A 19,983-nucleotide genomic window follows, 5' to 3' on the forward strand; every position below is an offset into this window, starting at 1 on the left:
GCGCGCCCATGGTCAATGCCGAGCGGGCCCTGGCGTTCCTCGATTAGGAACCAATCGACGAAGCCGAGCTTGACGATCAGGTGCCCGCCAGCTGATCGGCCACGGATGGCTCAGCTCTTTTCACCCGCCGCCGATACGTGGATGCGGCTGTTCCTTGTCGGAAGTCTTTCGCTGATGGCCGGTGGCACGGTTGGCATCATTGGCTTCGCGCGGTCGTCCTACATGACCTCGACCGGCGTCCGCCCACGTCAGCCGGTGCCGTTCAGTCATCGCCACCACGCGGGCGAACTCGGGATCGATTGCCGCTACTGCCACAGCAATGTCGAGAGCGGCCCCCAGGCCGGTTTGCCACCGACGGAAACCTGCATGACCTGCCATTCGCAGATCTGGACCAACGCCCCCATGCTGGAACCGGTCCGGCAAAGCCTTGCCCGCCACACACCGATCCAATGGACGCGCGTCGCCAAGCTTCCGGACTACGTCTATTTCCGCCATGACATCCACATCGCCAAAGGCGTTGGATGCGCAGACTGTCACGGCCGAATCGATCAAATGGCGCTGACTTATCGCGCCAAGCCATTCACCATGGAGTTTTGCCTGGATTGTCATCGCGACCCGGCACCGAAGCTGCGGCCGCCGGAGCACATCACCGATATGGCATGGGTGCCGCCGACGGATGCTCGCGCCAAGGGCGAGACCATCGCGGCGCACGAAAAGATCCGCTTCGGCGAACTTACCCACTGCACGGTGTGTCACCGATGACGCGCAACGCCCGCCAATACCACAACCAGCCCATCGCGCCGGACGGTGGGCGGCGCCAGTGGTCGGGCATCGAGGAACTCTCTCACGATCCCGCGTTCCAGGCCTTCGTCGATGCCGAATATCCAGCCGCTCGGACATTCTCGCCGACCGCGCGGCGCGAGTTCCTCAAGCTGATGGGCGCATCCTTCGCGCTCGCCGGGCTCGCGGGCTGCGAGAAGAGTCCGTTCGTGGCGGCGCTACCCTATGTCGATCAACCCGACGACGCGACGATCGGAGTGCCGCGTCGCTACGCCACCGCTGTCGTCCTTGACGGCTATGCGCAGCCGGTGATCGCCACGACCTATTCGGGCCGGCCGACCAAGCTGGACGGCAATCCCGACCACCCCGTGACTGGCGGGCGAAGCGACATCTTCATGCAGAGCGCAGTGCTTGGGCTCTACGATCCCGACCGCGCCCAGGCTCCGACACGCCGCGGCGAACCGGTGAGCTGGAACGACGTGGTTGCGGCGGTCGGTGTCCTGCGCGAGGGGTTCAGCAAGGACGGAGGCGAGGGGCTGCGACTGCTGGCCGGTCCGATTACCTCGCCGACCCTGTTGCGACAGCTCGATGAATTGATGAAGCAATTTCCCAAGGCACGGCTTCATCTCCATGCTCCCGTCGCGACATCTCCCCAGCGATCGCTCGCCAACGCCGCTTATGGAAAGCCGTTAGACCTCCACTACGTGCTGGAACAATGCGACGTCATCGTTAGCCTCGACGATGATGTCCTCGGCCCCGGCCTCGACCAGGTGCGCAATGCGCGGGGCTGGGCAGCATCGCGGCATCGCTTTGGCGATCGTCCCGGCAATCGATTGCTCATGGCAGAAAGCGTGCCTTCGGCGACTGGCGCCATTGCTGCTGCCCGGCTGATCGCCGACGCCTCGCGTATGCCCGTTCTCGCGGAAGCGTTGGCGCACGCGCTTGGCGTTTCGGGCGCCGCCGCGGGCGAGATCACGGAACGTGAGCGCGACTGGATCAAGCGCGCGGCTGATGCCTGCGGCAATGCGCGCGGCAAATCCTTGATCGTCGCCGGCCCGGTCGCAGGACAGGCGGCAGCCATCTGGGTGGCAAGGATCAATGATGCTCTCGGCAATGCCGGGCAGACTCTGAAGTTCACAGAGCCGATTGCTGGTCCGGCGGACGCCGGGACGCTCACGGAGCTTGTCTCCGACATCGACGCTGGAAAAGTCCATTCGCTGATCGTGATCGATTGCAATGCGGCCTACAGTGCGCCCGGCGAGCTCAAGGCGGCGGAGGCGCTTCAGCGCGTCAGAACCTCGCTGCATCTCGGCTTGCAGCGCGATGAAACTGGCACGCTCTGCGAATGGCAACTGCCGATGGCGCATGCGCTGGAGAGCTGGAGCGACGCGCGTGCGGTCGATGGGACGACGACCATCATCCAGCCGGTGATCGCACCGTTCTACGACGTGAGAACCATCCACCAGATCATCGCGATGCTGCTCGGCGAGATCGATCCAGCTTCTGATGCCGCCGTCCGTGAAACCTGGCGGGCCAGATTCGGCGACACGTATTCGACGCGCTGGAAGCAGGCGCTGCATAATGGTTTCGTGCAGGGCGCAGCGTCCTTTGTGGACGCACGGCCGGCAAGTGGAACTGTTACCGCGCCCTTGCCGCATGGTGAAATCGATATCGTTTTCCGGCCTGATCCGACCATTTGGGATGGCCAGTATGCCAATATCGGCTGGCTGCAGGAGCTGCCGAAGCCGCTCACGACGGTTACCTGGAGCAATATTGTCGCGATCGCTCCCGATCTGGCGAGGCGCATCCCGGTCGCCAATGGCGATCACGTGGAGGTGCGAATTGGCGAGCGCAGTGTCACCGGTCCGGTCTGGATCATGCCGGGCCAGGCTGGCAATACGGTCGCGCTCTATCTCGGCTACGGCCGCACCCGGGCCGGGCGGGTTGGCGACGGTCTTGGTTACGATGCCTACCGGTTGCGGCCGGCGGATCAACTGTGGCTCGCCAGGGGCAGCTTGCGGAAGGTCGATGGGACCGAGACGCTCGCGGTGACGCAGCTGCACCACCGCATGGAAGGTTTCGATCTCGTTCGCGAAGTGGGCCCCGGCGAAGCAGTGAAGTCGTCGTCGTCCGAGCAGGCAAGCTTCTATCCGCAATGGGCGTCCTCGGAGAACGCATGGGGCATGGTGATCGATCTCGACGCCTGCATCGGCTGCAATGCCTGCGTGGCAGCCTGCACGGCTGAGAACAACGTGCCCGTCGTGGGGGCCGAGCAGGTCAAGGTTGGCCGCGAGATGCATTGGTTGCGGATCGCCCGGTACTATGACGGCAGCATCGATGAGCCAAAAAGCTATTTTCAGCCGGTGCCATGCATGCATTGCGAGGCCGCGCCCTGCGAGATGGGATGCCCGGTGCATGCGACCACGCACAGTCCGGAAGGGCTCAACCAGATGGTCTACAATCGTTGCATCGGCACAAGGACCTGTTCGAGCTATTGCCCCTACAAGGTGAGACGCTTCAACTTCTTCGACTACCGGGCGCCGGCGGATTCCCCGACTCAGGCCGCGCACAACCCCGAGGTGACGGTGCGCTCGCGCGGCGTGATGGAGAAGTGCACGTATTGCGTCCAGCGCATCGAGGCGGCCCATGTCACGGCCGATAGGGAGAGCCGTTCACTGCGCGACGGCGAGGTCGTGACCGCATGTCAGCAAGCCTGTCCGACCAAGGCGATCGTGTTCGGCGACATCAACGATCCCAATTCCGAGGTGGCGCGGCTGAAGCGCGATGGTCGGCACTATGCCCTGCTCGAAGAACTCGGTACCCGTCCCCGCACCACATATCTGGCGCGTTGGCGCGAGGACGGCTCTGGGAGCGGGCAGGGATGAGCGATCGTTCCGACATCCTGCCAAGGCGCCAGAGCATGGGGGGCATCGCCGACCAGCTCACTGGCATTCCGCTGCATTTTCCGGCGGAACGCCGCTGGGTGATCGCGATGGCGTTGGCGAGCGCTCTGCTGTTGCTGCTGGTGATCTCGGTGACCGAGCTGTTCACGCGTGGCGTCGGGATCTGGGGCATCAACATTCCTGTCAACTGGGCGTTTGCGATCCACAATTACGTCTGGTGGCTCGGCATCGGTCATGCCGGCACGCTGATCTCGGCGCTGCTGCTGCTGACCGGCAGCGAGTGGCGCAACTCGCTGAACCGCTTCGCGGAGACCATGACGCTGTTCGCGGTTGTCTGCGCCGGTATCTACCCGATCCTGCACCTTGGTCGACCCTGGTACGTCTACTGGATGTTTCCCTATCCCGCGACGATGGGGGTCTGGCCGCAGTTCCGCAGCCCGCTGGAATGGGACATCTGGGCGGTGCTGACCTATCTGACGGTCTCTCTGCTGTTCTGGTACACCGGGCTGATCCCGGACCTTGCCGCCGCGCGCGACCGCGCGACCAAACGGGGCTGGCAGATCTTCTTCGGCATCACGTCGCTCGGTTGGCGTGGCTCTGCCGTACATTGGCTGCGCTGGTCGCAGGCTTATCGGGTAACCGCGGCGCTCGCCGTGCCGCTGGTTGTGTCCGTTCACAGCGAGGTGTCGCTGCTGTTCGCAGCCGGGCAGATCCCGGGATGGCACTCGACGATCTTCCCGCCGTATTTCGTGCTGGGTGCCGCGTTCTCCGGCTTTGCAGTGGTCGCAATCATCGCTGTCGCGCTGCGCTCCTGGTTCGGGCTGCAAAACTTGGTCACCGACGATCATCTTGATGTGCTCGGCAAGGTCCTGCTCGCGACCGGGCTGATGACCGGTTACGGCTACGTGTTCGAGGTGTTCGATGCGCTCTACTCGGGCGAGGCGCACGAGATGCGGACGCTGCTGGACCGCGTCGCCGGTGTCTACGCCTGGACCTATTGGGGCGCCGTGCTGTTCAACTTCGTCCCACTGCAAGCGTTGTGGTGGAGCGGCGTGCGGCGCTCCGGTTGGGCGCTGCTCCTAATCTCGATCTCGGTTGCGGTCGGGATGTGGCTCGAGCGGGACATGATCCTGGTCACGAGCCTCTATCGCGACTTCCTGGTGTCGTCGTGGAGCAAGTTCACGCCGACCTTCTGGGACTGGTCGACTTATTTTGGCACGATCGGTCTGTTCTTGGTGCCGTTCCTGATCGCCGTGCGGCTGATCCCGATGATCTCGGTCTTCGAGACCAAGGAGCTCCTCCACGAGGAAAAGGCGGAGGCGCATCATGGCTGAGCGCGCCTACGGAATGCTCGGAGAGTTCGAGAGCCCGGAAGCGCTATTGACCGCCGCACGGCACGCGCGCGCCGCCGGCTATCGCAAGCTCGATGCATTTACGCCGTTTCCCGTCGAGGGCCTGGCGCGCATCCTGAATATCCCGCATCCCTGGATCTCCGTGGTCGGCCTGGTCGGCGCCTTTGCAGGAGCGGGCACCGCGCTCTTGATGCAGATTTTCGTCAGCTATGACTATCCCCTGAATGTCGGGGGCCGACCGATCTACGCGTTGTCGGCATTCGCCGTGGTCACATTCGAGCTGACTATCCTGTTCTCAGCACTTGCGATGGTGGTCGCCATGCTCTGCTGGAACGGCCTGCCGCGGCTCAACTATCCAGTCTTCTCGGCGTCGCGCTTCCACCTCGCCAGCAAGGACCGCTTCTTCCTTTGTATCAAGGGTGAGGACCCAATGTTCGACGACCGGGCGACTGCAGCGTTCCTGACCGGCGTAGGCGCGGCGTCGGTGGAGCGCGTGCCGCCATGATCAGGTCGGTGTTCACCGTCACGCTCGCCTTTGCCCTCGCGGCCTGCGACCAGAATATGGATGTGCAGCCGAAATACAGCGAGTATTCCCGGGCGCCACTGTTTCGTGGCAGCGTATTGCGTCCTGCTCCAGCCAACACCGTGGCGCGCGACGATCCGGAGCGGGAGAGGGCGGCGACGACCAAACCCGCACTATCGGCCGAACTGCTGGACCGGGGCCGGCAGCGATTTGCGATCTTCTGCTTGCCGTGCCACGGCGCGGGCGGCGACGGCGATGGCATCATCGTTCGTCGCGGGATGCCGCACCCGACCAGCTACCACGTCGACCGGTTGGTGGCGGCGGACGATCAGCACTTCTTCGACGTGATCACCAACGGCTATGGCGCGATGTACTCCTACGCCGCGCGCGTGCCAGCCCAGGACCGCTGGGCCATCGTGGCCTATCTCCGCGCCCTGCAGCTGAGCCGCCGTACTTCGATCGAAGACGTTCCGCCGGACGCGCGCGCCAAGCTCACGGGGCAGCCATGAGCATGCGCCGCGATATCAGGTCGATCGTTCTCGTCGTTACGGGATTGCCCCTGGTGACCGGCTTTATTCTCGATGGCCGTTCCACCGCATCGGCGTATCTCGTGGCGTGGGTGACGTGGGGTGCGGTTCCGATCGGAGCTCTGGCACTGTGGATGACCAGCTATCTGGTTCGTCGCGCCTGGACCGAAGCGCTGCACGCGCAATTTGTCGCCGCAGCGGGGTTGCTGCCAGTCATTGCCTTGGCGTCGGTGCCGGTCCTGCCTTTCATGAAGCAGATTTATCCGGCAATGGTCGATCCGAGCGGTTTGCCATCATTCAAGGCGCACTATCTTGCACCCTGGTTCCTCATATTGCGCGGCGCGATCTATTTTGGGCTCTGGATCGGGCTTGCGGTTTGGCTCCGCCGGGCATGGCGCGACGACGTCGCCATGGTGCGTGCGGCGTCGACCGGATTGGTCGTCTACGCCTTGACCGTATCGCTCGCCGGCATCGATTGGATGGAATCGCTCGAGCCGGAGTTTCATTCCTCGGTCTACGGCCTTCTTTATCTCAGCTTCACGCTGCTCAGCAGCTTTGCGTTTGTGCTCGGCGTCAGTCTGCTCGCGGGACGCCCGACGGGACGCAGCGCCGGCTATAGCGGACTGCTGCTCTCGCTGATCCTGCTGTGGGGTTACCTTCATGCCATGCAGTACATCGTGATCTGGTCGGGCAACATCCCGGACGAGGTGTCGTGGTATCAGGCCCGATCGGAGCAGGGCTGGCAATATCTGCTTGCTGCTGTGGCCTTCGGCCAGTTCGTGCTACCGTTCTTCGGCCTGCTGAGCGCGAGGGTTCGCTCCGATCCCCGCGCTCTGATGATGCTCTGCGGGTTGACCCTGCTGATGCGCTGCTGCGAAGCCACCATTCTAATTCTGCCGGCGATCCACGATATCGCGCCGCTGATGACGGCGCTGATGCTGCTCGCCGCGGTGCTCTTCATTGGAACGCTGCTCTGGCTGGCTTTCGACCGGGCGCTGGCCAATGAGGGTCGCCTCTTCAGCCCGGCTTGGGTGAGGCGCCACCCCGCCTGATCAGAAGGGCTACCAGCACCATGAGCGCGGCCATCGTGATCGTCACTGCGCCAGTCAGCATTCGCTGGATTGCCAGGGTATAGATGCCGGTTGCTGGATCGAAGCCGTAGCAGAGCAGGTGGGCCTGATCCGACCAGCTACCGACGTGGCCGCGGCCGGCCTCGACCAGCGCTAGTCGCAGAGTTCCGGGATCGATCGCGAGGCCGGACAGCGCGCGCGAGATGCGGCCCTCGGGCGTAACCACGAACGCGGCAACTGGGTGGGCGAATTGATCGCGTTCGCTATCATAACTCGTCCGAATATGGAAAGCTGCCAAGAGCTCGTTCACGCCGGCAGGAGTTCCTCGCAAGAATGTCGCATGGTCCGCGACCGCTCCGCGGGTGGTGATTTGCTCGGCTTTCATGGCTTGGGCGTCCGCGATCGTGTCCTTTGGGTCGAGGCCGAACACCACGAGCCGAAAATCGGCACCCGCCCGCAGTCCGGTATCGGCCAGCGCGTTAGATACAATCGACAGGAGCGGTCCGCAAAGCGTCGAGCAGGTGTAATCGGCGCTGACCCAAACGGTCGGCATCGCCTGCAACCATGCCCTAAGAGGCTTGGTGTAGTTCAGCTCATTCGTGAGCCCCATGTCGAGCGGCAATTGCTCGCCCGGTTTCGAGGAGACGCCCACCTGCTCCAACTGAGTTTCGTTGAGCGTGGCATGCGCGCTAGGCGCGAGGCTCGCGAGGGCAACGAACACTCCTGCGCAAATCCAGAGAACTGACGGTGTGGCTGGCCGACCGCGCATTGTGGTGAACCGCTCTCTCCCGTACGAGAAGCACGGATAGCCGAGATGGTTCCAGTGACACGCGCTTATATGCCTGGGACTCACGTATCCCGTTGCTACACCGACTGCGCGGATCTCATCCGCGCAGTCGGCGAGGCCGGCTTACTTGTGCTGGTTCTGTTGCGAGAACTGCGAGCTGTCCAGGCCAAGGTCGGCGACGGTCTGCCGGTCTAGCTGTCCAGTCGCTTGGCGCTGCTTGCTCTGCTGGAATTGCTTCACAGCATTTTCGGTTTCGTGGCCCCAACGGCCGTCGGTCCGGCCAGCCTTGAAGCCGTCCTTGTCGAGCGCCTGCTGAATCTGCCGAATCTCGCCCCGCGAAAGGCTGTCAGGCGAAATCATCTGGTCATTTTGGGCCGCTTGCCGCTGACCATTCTGCTGACTCGACTGGTTCTGAGCGTTCTCGCCGCTCTGGCGTTGCTGTCCGTTTTGGTTCTGCTGCATCTGCTTGCTTTGCTGTGGCTGCTGATTGTCGGATGCAGCGAAGGCGCCCGGAGCGCCCAAGACGGTGGTCGCGAGGAGCGCGACAGCGAACTTCTTCATGATGCTTCCTCTTCTTGAACACGACGTTTGCCCTTGCCGTTCAACGCGTGCAGAACGGGCGTGTTGCTGGAACACGGGCCAGGGCGAGATGAAAAAATCGTAACGTCCGAGGATCGGCGAAGGTCGCGCGCCGGCTTCGGAAACAGGAACAAACGAAGCGCGAGGAAGCTTGGTCCGAAGCAGAGGCCGCCGCTGTTCAAGAACGCGCAAATTTGAGGCTGTCATGCAGGCTCCAGATCGGCCCCTTGCTCACGATAAATCGGAACGTTGTCTCATTCAGATGCTGGCGTGCGCCGTCGCGGGGCTGGCTGGCGGCATTGCCGGCGTTGCGCTGGCGCGCCGATCGCGGCCGGCCGGGCGCGAGCCCAATCGACACACGCAGTTGGCGCAGCTCGATGGGACACCGGCGCGCCGCTACTATACCGGTTTCAACCCGCAACGCGCCGTCGCCATCTCCGATCTGCGCGCGATGAGCCATAAGCGGCTGCCGCGCTTTGCGCTCGAATATCTGGAAGGTGGGGCGCAGGATGAAGCCGCGATGGACGGCGAGCAGCGCGCCTTCGCCAATTGGCGCTTGATGCCTCGTACCCTGGTCGATGTCTCGCAGCGGACGCTTGCGACAGAGATCGGCGGTCGCTCAGCGGCGATGCCGCTGGTGGTCTCACCCACCGGGCTCAACGGCATCTTTCGCTCCCATGGGGATTGCATGCTGGCCCAGGCCGCGGCGCGTGCCGGCGTTCCGTTCGTGCAAAGCACGATGTCGAATGACACGATGGAAGAGGTGGCCCGCGCCGCGCCGGGCGTACGCCACTGGTGGCAGCTCTATGTTTTTGGCGGAGATGAAATCTGGCAGGAGCTGCTGCAGCGTGCCGACCAGGTGGGCTGCGAAGCGCTGGTGCTGACGACTAATGCGCAGATTTTTGGCGACCGCGAGTGGCAGCGCCGCAACCAGGTCGGAAAAGCGCGGCTGTCGTCGTCCGCGGCCCTCGAAAGTCTTGCGCACCCGCTGTGGCTCGCGCGGAACCCGCTGTCGCACGGGATTCCTAGCTTCGCCAACATCATCGACTTCGTGCCCAAAGACCAGCGCAGCTTCTTCGCGGCTTCCAACTGGGTGCGCGCCCATCAGCCGGCGTCGTTGAGCTGGGATACTGTCGCGAAGATACGGAGGCGCTGGAAGAAGCCGTTCATCCTCAAGGGACTGCTCTGTCTCGAGGACGTGCGCCGTGCGTGCGACAGTGGCGTGGATGGGATCGTGCTGAGCAGTCATGGCGGCCGGCAACTGGACTGGACGATTTCACCGCTCGATCTGCTACCGCTTGCGCGGGATGTCGTCGGGCACAAGATCGCACTTTACATGTCGGGTGGAGTGCGGAGAGGAACCGACCTGCTCAAGGCCTGCGCGTTAGGCGCCGACGCCGTTTGGGTCGGGCGCGCTCCTCTGTATGGCCTCTGTGCCGCTGGAACCTCAGGTGCTTTGCGTGCACTCGAAATCCTCCAATCGGAGGCGTTGGATGCAATGGGGCTGCTCGGTGCGAGTCGAATTGACGAACTCGGGCCGCATCTGCTGGCATATAGGGGACGGGTCACCTAAGACCGCCTTCACTGGCGAATGGTCAAGCTCGTGACCGGCTTCTACCACCGGTGCCGGGCCGGGAGCGCTCGACGCGAACGTGGACGGGCCAGCAGACCCGCCACCAAGAGCGCGGCGCCGCCTGCGACGACCGGAACGATCCGGGCGATCGTTCCTCGTATCAGAATCGCGTGATCTCGTGACTCGTCGCCAAAGCTGCCGCGGGTGCGATGCAGGTCACGGACGGGTTCCAACAGGTTGTCCTTTCGGTAGGGAACCACGGGAAATTTGGTCTGCTGCCCGTCGACCGTCGCATGTGCGAGATAGTGATCGAAAAGCGCTGGCGCCAGCATATTTGCAAGGATGACCACCAGCGTGCTGACGCCAATCCAATATTCCCGCGACGGGCGCAGAGCCGCGCGATAGAGCGCGTCTGCGATGACGTGCGGCTGGACGACCGGCGGGACCGGGCGGGGCTGATGCGCCATATGGGTGCGAGCCCAATCGAACTGCGGCGTGTTGACGGCCGGCAGCTCCACGATCGTGACATTGATGTGCGACCGCGCGTGGATGAGTTCGGCACGCAGCGAATTCGTGAAGCCGCGGATGGCATGCTTGGCGCCACTGTAGGCGGCTTGCAGCGGAATCCCCCGAAACGCCAGGGCGGAGCCGACCTGAACGATCGTGCCACGATTGCGCGGGCGCATGTGGCGCAAGGCGGCCATCGTGCCGTGGACGACACCAAGATAGGTGACATCGGTAACGCGCTGGAACTCGGCCGGCGTCACCTCCCACACCGGCGAGAAGACGGTGACCATCGCATCGTTGATCCAGATATCGATGGACCCGAAATGCTGCGCAATGGCATCAGCTGCCGCGAAGACCTGGTCGGCATCCGCAACGTCGGCCGACGCCACGAAGCCGCGGCCGCCCAGGCTCTCGATCTCTTCCTTCACGCCGTTCAGGGCAGCTTCGTCGCGGGCAATCAGACCGATCCTCGCGCCGGCGCGGGCGAATCGGTGCGCGGCAGCTCTTCCGACGCCTGCCGATGCGCCCGTTATCACGACTGTGCGATTTCGAAGCGCGCGCGACATCGGAATCATCACGCCTCCGGCCGGATGAGGGCGAGGCCGCTTTCCGGATCCTTTCGCTTGCGTAAGTGAGCGGGGCTTTCCGTAACGATGACTTCGAGCGTCGGCCGCACGTGCGCTTCACCGAGGTGTCCGACCATCGCGCTGCCGTCGTTCTTGCCGAGTACGACGTGAATGTGAAGTTCCGCCTCGCCGGACGGCCCCTCGGCGACGTCTCCGATCATGGAGGCGACTTCAACTTGTTCCGAGACCGGAATCCGCAAGTACTCCTTCTTGCTCCAGTCGAAGTACAGCAGGACGGCATCGCGGAAGGCACCGATGGCCGTGATTTGGGCCGCGCGCACCTTCTCGGCGGCAGCAAAACGTTTGAGCGACGCCATCACCTCCTCGTCGGTATCGAGGATAACCGCATAGGTCTTCTGTCCGCTGCTTTCATGCAAAAGCCTGTGTCGCATGTGCCGTCCTCCCGTTGCGAAGCCAACAGCGCACGGCAAGGAAGGGTTCCAGAAGCTCGGTGCCACTGCAGTTCACCGGAGGTCGCTAGGAACGCTCCTCGCCGCATTCTGTTTTCCGATCAGCGGGCGACTAGGAATGGAAGAAACCATGGCATCTCCGACTGCATCAGACGTGCTGGTCGAAACGCTGCTCGACTGGGGCGTGGACACCGTCTTTGGCATCCCCGGCGACGGTATCAATGGAATCATCGAAGCGCTGCGGACGCGTCAGGGCCAGATCAAGTTCGTTCAGGTGCGCCATGAGGAGGCGGCAGCATTCAATGCCTGCGCTTACGCGAAGTGGACCGGCCGTCTCGGCGTGTGCCTCGCAACGTCCGGCCCCGGCGGCATTCATCTCCTCAACGGTCTCTATGACGCCAAGCTCGATGGGCAGCCGGTACTTGCGATCACCGGACTGCAATTCCACGATCTGCTCCACACATTCACCCAGCAAGACGTGGAACTCGACAAGCTTTACATGGATGTCTGTGTCTACAACAGCCGCGTCATGGGGCCACAGCATGTCGAGAACGTGATGGAGCTGGCCTGTCGATCTGCGCTCGCCTATCGCGGTGTCGCGCATGTGACGGTCCCGGTCGACATGCAGTCTCAGCCCGTGAAGACCGCTAGAAAGTCGGAGCGCAATATCCCCCGTCATGTTTCCGACTTGATGGTCCATTCCGCACAGGCGCCGAGTGACGAGCAACTCGGCCGTGCCGCCGACATTCTCAACGCCGGCAAGAAGACGGCCATTCTCGCCGGCCGCGGCGCGCTTGACGCACGCAATGAGGTGTTGGCCGTGGCGGAGCGCCTCGGGGCGCCGGTGATCAAGCCGCTGCTGGGCAAAGGCGTAATCCCGGACGACAGTCCATTCTCGGCAGGAGGTATCGGTCTGCTCGGCACCAAGCCGGCACAGGAGGCGATTGAGGCCTGCGACACGCTGCTGATCGCCGGCAGCACGTTTCCCTATATTGAGTACTATCCCAAGCCCGGACAGGCGCAGGCGGTCCAAATCGAGCTTGATCCGAAGCGGATCGGTTTACGGTATCCCGTCGCAGCAGGTCTCGTCGGCGACACCGCCAAGTCCCTCCAGGCGCTGCTGCGCCGGCTGAACTATCGGGACGACCGCTCGTTCCTGGAGGAAGTCCAGAGTGGAATGAAGGAATGGACCCAGCTGATGACCGAGCGGGGCACCAGGGAAGACAAACCCATGAAGCCTGAGGTCGTCGCGCATGAGCTCAACAAGCTGCTGTCCGACGATGCGATCGTGACAACCGACTCCGGAACGATCACGACCTGGATCGCACGTCAGCTCGTAATACGTGGAAACATGATGTTCTCGTGCTCCGGCAATCTCGCGACCATGGCCTGCGGTTTGCCTTATGCGATTGCCGCCGCGGTCGCTCATCCGGGGCGGCAGGTTGTGGCCTTCGTCGGCGATGGCGGCCTCACCATGCTATTGGGCGAGCTCGCAACCTGCATGAAATATGGCCTCGATGTGAAGATCGTCGTGATCAAGAACAATACGCTCGGCCAGATCAAATGGGAGCAGATGGTGTTTCTGGGCAATCCGGAATACGTCTGCGATCTGCAACCTATCGACTTTGTTGCCGTGGCGCGCGGCTTCGGGCTCAATGCGTTTGGCGTCGACGACCCGAAGCGTTGTGGCGAAGTGTTGCATCAGGCCCTGAATACCCGTGGCCCAGTGCTGGTCGAAGCCACCGTCGATCCGCACGAGCCGCCGATGCCGCCCAAGGCGAGCATGAGCCAGCTCAAGAACCTCGCCGAATCGCTGGTTCGAGGCACCCCGGCAGGCGGGAAGATCGCCCTGACGGTGGCGTCCGACGTGGTCCGCGAGATCATCTGACCCGAACGCCGGCGACGAATACCGTACGCGTTCTGGTGCCCATGGCGGGGGATCCGGGGGCCATCGTGGCGATCGGCCGCCTAGTCAAATCTGCAACGCGCCTCGCCCTGTCGACGCGGGCGTGGCCTTGGCCGATGGCTATCTCGGTCGGGCCACGCGTTTCTGAGCACAGGAGGCTCGATGAGCCACACTCTGGAAATCGACCATCGCAAAGCGCGGGGCTCACAGCGGCGCATCGAGCGAACGCCGAGCGGCCGGATCACCAGCGAGGAAGTGGCGCCTCGCCCCCCAGGTCAATATGGGGACCTCGGCCGCGAACTCGCCGGTACAGTCGATGGAGAGGTGCGGTTCGATGCCGGCAGCCGAGCGCTTTATGCCACGGACGCATCGAACTATCGGCAGGTGCCGATCGGCGTGGTGATCCCGCGTTCGGCGGCGGCCGTCACCACAACTCTCGAGATTTGTCGCAAGTTCGACGCCCCGATCGTCATGCGCGGCGGTGGGACAAGTCTCGCCGGGCAGGGTTGCAACTTTGCAGTCCTGATCGACTGTTCGAAATACCTCAACCGCGTGATCTCAATCGATGAGGTTTCGCGGATTGCCGAGGTCGAGCCCGGGTGTATTCTCGATAATCTGCGCGCGACAGCCGAACGCCATCAACTCACTTTCGGACCCGATCCCGCAACGCACGACCACAACACGATCGGCGGCATGATCGGCAACAATTCGTGCGGCGTGCACTCGGTGATAGCGGGCCGGACCTCGGACAATGTCCATTCGCTGGATATCCTCACCTATGACGGCGTTCGCCTCGAGGTCGGCCCGACCAGCGAGGAGCAATTCCGCCAGCATCTCGCCGCAGGCGGACGCCGAGCAGAGATATTCCGGCAATTGGATGCATTTCGTGGCCGTTACCGCGATCTCATTCTGGCGAAGTATCCCAGAATTCCGCGCCGCGTGTCAGGATACGAAAATCTGGATGAGCTGATGCCGGAGCGCGGGTTCAACGTCGCGCGAGCGCTTGTCGGAACCGAGGGCACCTGTGCAATCGTCTTGCGCGCCGGGCTCAACCTGATGCCCAGCCCGGGATACCGTGTACTTGTCATCGTCGGCTTCGAGGACATCTATCTCGCGGCGGATGCCGTGACCGATATGTTGCCCTACAACCCGATCGGGCTGGAGGGGATCGACCGCTTGCTGGTCGAGTTCGTCCAGCGGAAGCATCTTCATCCTGAGAATGTGAAGGCGCTGCCGTCAGGAGGCGGCTGGCTGATCGCGGAGTTCGGGACCGACACGCGCGACGAAGCAACGGCGAAGGCCAATCCGCTGGCCGAGGAATTTCGGCGACGCGGGCACGCTACGAAGCTGGTAGCCGATCACAAGGAGCAGGCCAAGATCTGGGAAGTGCGGGAGGCGGCGCTGGCGGCGACCGCCCATGTGCCGAACTTTCCGGAATCGCATCCTGGCTGGGAGGATAGCGCCGTCCGGCGTGAAGACCTCGGCCGATATTTGCGCGAGCTCAAGACGCTCTTCCACAAGCACGGCTACGAAGCATCGGTTTATGGACATTTCGGCGATGGCCTCATCCATTGCCGCGTGCCGTTCGACCTGCGCACCGAGGCTGGCCTTGCCAACTGGCAGCGATTCCTCGACGAAGCCGCCGATCTCGTCGTTCGCTACGGAGGTTCGCTGTCTGGCGAGCACGGCGATGGCCAGGCTCGCGCTAGTTTGCTGGAGAAGATGTACGGGCCGGAACTGATGCAGGCGTTCCGGGAATTCAAGGCTATCTGGGATCCGTCGGGCAGGATGAATCCGGGCAAGGTGATTGATCCGTTCCCGCCGACCTCGAATTTGCGGATCGGGCCGAACTATCAGCCGCCCGATGTGTCCACCTACTTCTCCTACAGGGACGACCACAACAGCTTTGCGAAGGCGACGCGCCGATGCGTCGGCGTCGGGGCTTGCCGGCGCCGCGACAGCAACAAGAGCGTGATGTGTCCGAGCTACATGGCAACTAACGAGGAGAAACACTCGACACGAGGTCGCGCACGGCTGCTGTTCGAGATGCTGCATGGCGGACCTATCGACGACCTGTGGCGCAGCTCGGAGGTGGAGGAGGCGCTGGATCTTTGCCTTGGCTGCAAGGGCTGCAAGAGGGACTGCCCAGTGCAGGTCGATATGGCGACCTACAAGGCCGAATTCCGCGCGCATCACTACAAGGGGCGTATGCGTCCGCGCGCCGCCTATTCCATGGGGTTGATCCATCAATGGTCGCGGCTGGCAAGCACCATGCCTTGGTTGGTCAACACGGTGCTACAATCGCCAGGTCTATCAGCAGCGGCCAAATGGGCCGGAGGAATTTCGCCGCGACGCAGGATTCCAAGCTATGCTCGCCAATCCTTCGTCCAATGGTTTCAAGCCCGCGGTGAGCGAACCGGCAGCAACAGGGTCATGCTGTGGCCGGACACGTTCAACAATTATTTCAGGCCGCAAACCGCGATAGCGGCGACGCAGGTTCTGGAAGCGCTCGGATTCACAGTGACGATTCCGGACAAGATTCTGTGTTGCGGGCGGCCGCTCTACGATTGGGGTATGCTCGATCGTGCCAAGACGCTTTGGGAACGCACATTTGCGTCACTCGCGGCGGCTACGAGGGCAGGTATGCCGATCGTTGGCCTTGAACCGGCGTGCGTTAGCGCATTCCGTGATGAATTGCCGAACCTCTTTCCAGGCCACGAGCACGCCGGACGGCTGTCGCGGCAGATGCTATACTTCACCGAGTTCCTGGATCGCCACGTCTCGGGCGAGCAACTCGGCCGAATGTCAGGCGCGGCGCTGGTGCAGCTTCACTGCCATCATCACGCGGTGCTCACGCCGTCGGCAGAACGACACGTTCTCGATCACCTTGGATTGGATTATCAGATCATGAAGTCAGGATGCTGCGGAATGGCGGGAGCATTCGGATTCGAACGCGACAAGTACGACCTATCCGTCACTGCGGCCGAACGTGCCCTTTTGCCAAGGATCAGGAATGCGCCAAGTGGCACCTCAATTCTGGCCAACGGGTTCAGCTGCCGAGAGCAGATCGAGCAATGCACTGGCCGGAAGACGATGCACGTCGCGGAACTGTTGGCGAACTCGACTGGCGTATCCAGGCCGGTAGCATAATGTCGTCGGAGGTAGGATCCGGACTGAAACCATCCGAGCCGGAAATCCCTCGCGGTTCGATGTGGTGCCGATTCACACGTGCCGCCGTTCCTATCGTCGGCCTGCTCGCTGGACCCGCTTCATACTTGAATGCGTCCGGACGCAATGAGGCTCATGCTTTGCCGGTCCGCTCGAGGTTGTCGTCGCAACTCCAGCGAGAGTGCTGACGCTCCTGCTTCCAACTGGAGCGCGTGATGTGAAAACCCGACGAAGAGTCAAGCAGATCACCATTCGTCGACAAGGATTTCGCTCTCGTTCGGCGGGCTTGAGGATACCGAGCGCGAAACGGTGATACAGAGAATATGCTCTGCTGAACCCGCAGTGAGGGTTGATCGCATGCCGACGTTATCTTTGGCGCGCTGCATTTCTCTGGCTAAGTTATCACTAAGCGCTTGCAGCCGGCTTTCGAGTGCCACGGCTCTCCATCGTCTGTCGATCAACTCGGCTCGTAGCTGCCTGTTTCGGGCCAACACCGCTGCAGCAAGTTCGAGCAGCGGATTCCGGGATGGTAGGCGCAATTTTGGCCTGCAGACGATTTTGCGCGGCTGCCTCTTGTTTTTCAGGTGCTTGAGATAGCGGCCCACGACCGAGGCTTCGGTTCTGCCCAGAAGCCGGGCCACGCGGATCCATGTCAGCCCGTTTTCGCGCAGTTCGAGCAGTCGCCGCTCTTCTTCCGTTGACCAGTGCTTCGGCATGGTTTGTCCGCCCTTTGAAAGCGGCCGACCGTGTCGGTTCGCTGCGCGTTCTATAGCGATCCGCGCGCGCCAATTGCACCGGGAAGGTACGGGAATATCGCCTCGTCGCGGGAATGGCTGCATGCGGCCAATGCGCGCAGCGAAACGGCCTCAACACTTCTGGGGGCCGGAGGCCAGTGCTGAGGCCGTTGCCTGAACATCCGGGTTGAGGTGTTGGATACAGGCAACCTTGATTGATGCTGACCCAGAGAGTTCCCGCATTAGCATATTGGAGGCGCTCCAGAGACGTGAATTCCAATCGCTGCCGCGGATAGGGGCTAACCGGCCGTGCTTTCAGCCAAGCAACCTCGCTTCGTCGCTATGCGATCCTCGCGGGCCGCCGATCACGTCAGAAATCTCGGCGAGGTTCCCCAGCGCCATGGACGATTGCCCGCCGCGCCATCGTTCTCGCGAGCCATCTGCTCATTCCCTCGTTTGTTTTCCGATCGGCGCTCTCATTTGATAACCGTCGAACTGCATAATATGTTGAACTAACGGAGTTTTTTTCATCTTTTGCTGCGAGCTGCCATAACCTGATGCATGGCGATCCGTGCCTCTTTTACGCGAGGTAGTCGACCGCGCTTTGTTCTGTAGCACATAACCCTGCCGGGGGGACGGGCCGAGTGCAGCGTTCGGGCGGCGGCGGCCCAAGCATAGGGTTGCCCATCAAGCTCCCCTCAGACCTGCGTCAGAACGTTGCTGTGCTTCGGCAAGGCGTATCGTCGAGTAGGTGCGAATGGCAAATTCACCGGCCATTCCTGTTGGTTGTGAGTGCATGCACGCCCGTCAGCGCGGAGCAGAACTCGAAACCTCGTCGCCGTGTGGCTGCGGGATCGAATCATGGAGCGACGCGAATGACAGTTGCAGCCACTGTAGGGCAATGATCGTTGGACCGCTTTGGATTTTATTTTGCTTCATCAGTTGAATGGCTTGCCCGATCGGGCAGCGGACGACCTCAATGTCTTCGCCTTCGTACGATGCACCCGCCCGAACAGGCGCTGCACCGGCATCGATGTGAGCCAAGAAGAGCGTCATGACTTCGTCAGCCAGAGCTGGCGCCGGCAGGAAGTCGAATAGCCGCAACATCGACAACGGCGTGAGCCCGATCTCTTCGATGCACTCGCGTCGTGCTGCCGCCTCGAGCATCTCGTCGGGATCAACCCGACCAGCCACGATCTCGACCATCTCGCTGCGTCGGGTGGCGAGATGACCGCCGATCCGAAATTGACGGGTCAGAACGACTTCATCGCGCTCAAGGTCGAGCGCCAGCACGCCAACGACGCGACCGGAACGGAGTACGTCGCGTTCGAGCGGAAAGCCGGCTTCGGCGCTTCGCCGGTCTGCAATGGCAAATCGATGATAGTCGCGATAGCCGCGACCGATCAGCTGTGGAGAAGATACAGTGATCGATCGCGGTTCGCGGTCGCCGATCCAGACCGTCTCTGGCAGTGTCATTGATGACCGGCCAGGGTCAGTTGCGCCCGCCTGCGCCGTGCAGAGTTCGCCGACGGACGCGCGCTCACCAGCGCGGGAGAAGGTGTCGCCATGCGGAGCGAGAAGTAGGCAATCGTCGCCTGTAACCCCTCCTGCAATGTGACGCGTGGACGCCAGCCAAGCAATCGCTCGGCGGTTTCGATGACGGGCTTTCGGCGCTTGGGATCATCTTCCGGGAGCGATTCGAACCGCAGCGGCGAGGCCGACTGGGTACATGCAAGAACCGTTCGCGCGATGGCCTCGATGGTGATCTCCTGAGGATTGCCGAGGTTGCAAGGCCCTGTCACCGTTGACGGACTCTGCATCAGCATTTCGAGTCCCCTGACGAGATCGTCGATGAAGCAGAAGCTTCTCGTCTGGCGACCCTCACCGTAGATCGTGATCGGTTCGCCGCGCAGCGCCTGGACGATGAAATTCGAGACAACGCGTCCGTCATTCTCGAGCATGCGTGGTCCATAGGTGTTGAAGATGCGTGCGACCTTCACGTCTACACCATACGTCCGTTGGTAGTCGAACATCAGCGTCTCCGCCGCGCGTTTCCCTTCGTCGTAGCAGGCGCGGGGGCCGATCATGTTGACATGACCGACATAGCTTTCCGGTTGCGGATGCACCTCAGGGTCGCCATAGACTTCGCTGGTCGAAGCCTGCAGGATGCGCGCGGTCTTCTGTCGAGCCAACTCGAGTACATTCATGGTGCCGATGACGCATGTCTTCATGGTGCCGATCGGATCCCGCTGATAATGACGTGGCGAGGCCGGGCAGGCCAGGCTATAGATCTGGTCGACTTCCCCGGGAATGCTCAAGGCTTCGCGGACATCATGCTGGATGAAGTCAAACTTGGGATGATTCAGAAGCGGCTTGATGTTGTCGAGCGTTCCGGTGAAAAGATTGTCGACGCAGATCACGCGGTTTCCGCGCCGCAAGAGTGCGTCGCAAAGATGCGATCCGATAAAGCCGGCGCCACCCGTGATCAGCACGGTGCGTGAAGGCAGCACGCCCGGGATTTGTGCTTGGTACGTCAAT

16 protein-coding genes are annotated in these 19,983 nt (G+C 62.5%); 9 read left to right on the top strand and 7 right to left on the bottom strand.

From position 1 onward, the window contains the following. Nucleotides 1–105 precede the first annotated feature (105 nt). The 6 genes from ACVINW_RS21355 to ACVINW_RS21380 are packed head-to-tail and all read left to right on the top strand — an operon-like array spanning nt 106 to nt 7,137. A complete protein-coding gene (locus ACVINW_RS21355) occupies nt 106–762 on the top strand; it encodes a cytochrome c3 family protein (RefSeq protein WP_456753103.1) in 657 nt (218 codons plus the stop codon). Next, on the top strand, nt 759–3,665 hold the full coding sequence (locus ACVINW_RS21360; protein WP_456753104.1) for a TAT-variant-translocated molybdopterin oxidoreductase: 2,907 nt from the start codon (nt 759–761) through the stop codon (nt 3,663–3,665). Before ACVINW_RS21355 ends, ACVINW_RS21360 begins: the two co-directional genes overlap by 4 nt. Further along, entirely contained in the window at nt 3,662–5,017 is a 1,356-nt protein-coding gene (nrfD, locus tag ACVINW_RS21365) for an NrfD/PsrC family molybdoenzyme membrane anchor subunit (protein WP_456753105.1), read from the top strand. Before ACVINW_RS21360 ends, nrfD begins: the two co-directional genes overlap by 4 nt. Further along, nucleotides 5,010–5,540, top strand: a complete 531-nt coding sequence (locus ACVINW_RS21370) for a DUF3341 domain-containing protein (protein ID WP_456753106.1) — start codon at nt 5,010–5,012, stop codon at nt 5,538–5,540. Before nrfD ends, ACVINW_RS21370 begins: the two co-directional genes overlap by 8 nt. Further along, entirely contained in the window at nt 5,537–6,067 is a 531-nt protein-coding gene (locus tag ACVINW_RS21375; RefSeq protein WP_456753107.1) for a c-type cytochrome, read from the top strand. Before ACVINW_RS21370 ends, ACVINW_RS21375 begins: the two co-directional genes overlap by 4 nt. Then, the gene (locus ACVINW_RS21380) at nt 6,064–7,137 is read left to right on the top strand and encodes a hypothetical protein (protein ID WP_456753108.1); all 1,074 of its coding nucleotides are present in this window, start codon (nt 6,064–6,066) and stop codon (nt 7,135–7,137) included. Before ACVINW_RS21375 ends, ACVINW_RS21380 begins: the two co-directional genes overlap by 4 nt. Here the strand turns inward: ACVINW_RS21380 and ACVINW_RS21385 are convergent. Continuing rightward, the gene (locus ACVINW_RS21385; protein WP_456753109.1) at nt 7,103–7,876 is read right to left on the bottom strand and encodes an SCO family protein; all 774 of its coding nucleotides are present in this window, start codon (nt 7,874–7,876) and stop codon (nt 7,103–7,105) included. The two genes, ACVINW_RS21380 and ACVINW_RS21385, sit on opposite strands and share 35 nt — an antisense overlap. Nucleotides 7,877–8,065: 189 nt before the next feature. Beyond that, complete coding sequence (locus ACVINW_RS21390) at nt 8,066–8,503, bottom strand: peptidoglycan-binding domain-containing protein (protein WP_456753110.1); 438 nt, start codon at nt 8,501–8,503, stop codon at nt 8,066–8,068. A 223-nt stretch (nt 8,504–8,726) separates the two neighbouring features. On the opposite strand from ACVINW_RS21390, the gene ACVINW_RS21395 reads away from it, so the two are divergent. Continuing rightward, nucleotides 8,727–10,094 carry an alpha-hydroxy acid oxidase gene (locus tag ACVINW_RS21395; protein WP_456753111.1) on the top strand — a complete coding sequence of 456 codons (1,368 nt, stop codon included), beginning with the start codon at nt 8,727–8,729 and terminating at the stop codon, nt 10,092–10,094. Between the two features lie 41 nt (nt 10,095–10,135). Here ACVINW_RS21395 and ACVINW_RS21400 read toward each other — a convergent pair whose 3' ends face one another. Then, nucleotides 10,136–11,176 (bottom strand): SDR family oxidoreductase, encoded by a 1,041-nt coding sequence (locus ACVINW_RS21400; protein ID WP_456753112.1) that lies wholly within the window; start codon nt 11,174–11,176, stop codon nt 10,136–10,138. Beyond that, the gene (locus ACVINW_RS21405) at nt 11,176–11,619 is read right to left on the bottom strand and encodes a PPC domain-containing DNA-binding protein (protein ID WP_456753113.1); all 444 of its coding nucleotides are present in this window, start codon (nt 11,617–11,619) and stop codon (nt 11,176–11,178) included. Before ACVINW_RS21405 ends, ACVINW_RS21400 begins: the two co-directional genes overlap by 1 nt. Nucleotides 11,620–11,755: 136 nt before the next feature. On the opposite strand from ACVINW_RS21405, the gene ACVINW_RS21410 reads away from it, so the two are divergent. After that, the gene (locus ACVINW_RS21410; RefSeq protein WP_456753114.1) at nt 11,756–13,525 is read left to right on the top strand and encodes a thiamine pyrophosphate-dependent enzyme; all 1,770 of its coding nucleotides are present in this window, start codon (nt 11,756–11,758) and stop codon (nt 13,523–13,525) included. A 180-nt stretch (nt 13,526–13,705) separates the two neighbouring features. Then, nucleotides 13,706–16,693 (top strand): FAD-binding and (Fe-S)-binding domain-containing protein, encoded by a 2,988-nt coding sequence (locus ACVINW_RS21415; protein WP_456753115.1) that lies wholly within the window; start codon nt 13,706–13,708, stop codon nt 16,691–16,693. A gap of 263 nt (nt 16,694–16,956) precedes the next feature. Here the strand turns inward: ACVINW_RS21415 and ACVINW_RS21420 are convergent, their stop codons facing one another. The 3 genes from ACVINW_RS21420 to ACVINW_RS21430 form a co-directional block, all read right to left on the bottom strand. Further along, entirely contained in the window at nt 16,957–17,427 is a 471-nt protein-coding gene (locus tag ACVINW_RS21420) for a hypothetical protein (RefSeq protein ID WP_456753116.1), read from the bottom strand. Between the two features lie 825 nt (nt 17,428–18,252). Beyond that, on the bottom strand, nt 18,253–18,921 hold the full coding sequence (locus ACVINW_RS21425) for an NUDIX domain-containing protein (RefSeq protein WP_456753117.1): 669 nt from the start codon (nt 18,919–18,921) through the stop codon (nt 18,253–18,255). Continuing rightward, nucleotides 18,918–19,982, bottom strand: a complete 1,065-nt coding sequence (locus ACVINW_RS21430; RefSeq protein ID WP_456753118.1) for a UDP-glucuronic acid decarboxylase family protein — start codon at nt 19,980–19,982, stop codon at nt 18,918–18,920. The genes ACVINW_RS21425 and ACVINW_RS21430 overlap by 4 nt, the downstream gene beginning before the upstream one ends. Between the last annotated feature and the right edge of the window lies 1 nt (nt 19,983).

Source organism: Bradyrhizobium sp. USDA 4461 (genome assembly GCF_054055655.1).

Coding starts and splice junctions, on each gene's coding strand:
- ACVINW_RS21400 (WP_456753112.1), bottom strand. CDS start 11,176: ATGATTCCGATGTCGCGCGCGCTTCGAAATCGCACAGTCGTGATAACG.
- ACVINW_RS21355 (WP_456753103.1), top strand. CDS start 106: ATGGCTCAGCTCTTTTCACCCGCCGCCGATACGTGGATGCGGCTGTTC.
- ACVINW_RS21375 (WP_456753107.1), top strand. CDS start 5,537: ATGATCAGGTCGGTGTTCACCGTCACGCTCGCCTTTGCCCTCGCGGCC.
- nrfD (WP_456753105.1), top strand. CDS start 3,662: ATGAGCGATCGTTCCGACATCCTGCCAAGGCGCCAGAGCATGGGGGGC.
- ACVINW_RS21395 (WP_456753111.1), top strand. CDS start 8,727: ATGCAGGCTCCAGATCGGCCCCTTGCTCACGATAAATCGGAACGTTGT.
- ACVINW_RS21425 (WP_456753117.1), bottom strand. CDS start 18,921: ATGACACTGCCAGAGACGGTCTGGATCGGCGACCGCGAACCGCGATCG.
- ACVINW_RS21410 (WP_456753114.1), top strand. CDS start 11,756: ATGGAAGAAACCATGGCATCTCCGACTGCATCAGACGTGCTGGTCGAA.
- ACVINW_RS21390 (WP_456753110.1), bottom strand. CDS start 8,503: ATGAAGAAGTTCGCTGTCGCGCTCCTCGCGACCACCGTCTTGGGCGCT.
- ACVINW_RS21370 (WP_456753106.1), top strand. CDS start 5,010: ATGGCTGAGCGCGCCTACGGAATGCTCGGAGAGTTCGAGAGCCCGGAA.
- ACVINW_RS21405 (WP_456753113.1), bottom strand. CDS start 11,619: ATGCGACACAGGCTTTTGCATGAAAGCAGCGGACAGAAGACCTATGCG.
- ACVINW_RS21415 (WP_456753115.1), top strand. CDS start 13,706: ATGAGCCACACTCTGGAAATCGACCATCGCAAAGCGCGGGGCTCACAG.
- ACVINW_RS21380 (WP_456753108.1), top strand. CDS start 6,064: ATGAGCATGCGCCGCGATATCAGGTCGATCGTTCTCGTCGTTACGGGA.
- ACVINW_RS21420 (WP_456753116.1), bottom strand. CDS start 17,427: ATGCCGAAGCACTGGTCAACGGAAGAAGAGCGGCGACTGCTCGAACTG.
- ACVINW_RS21360 (WP_456753104.1), top strand. CDS start 759: ATGACGCGCAACGCCCGCCAATACCACAACCAGCCCATCGCGCCGGAC.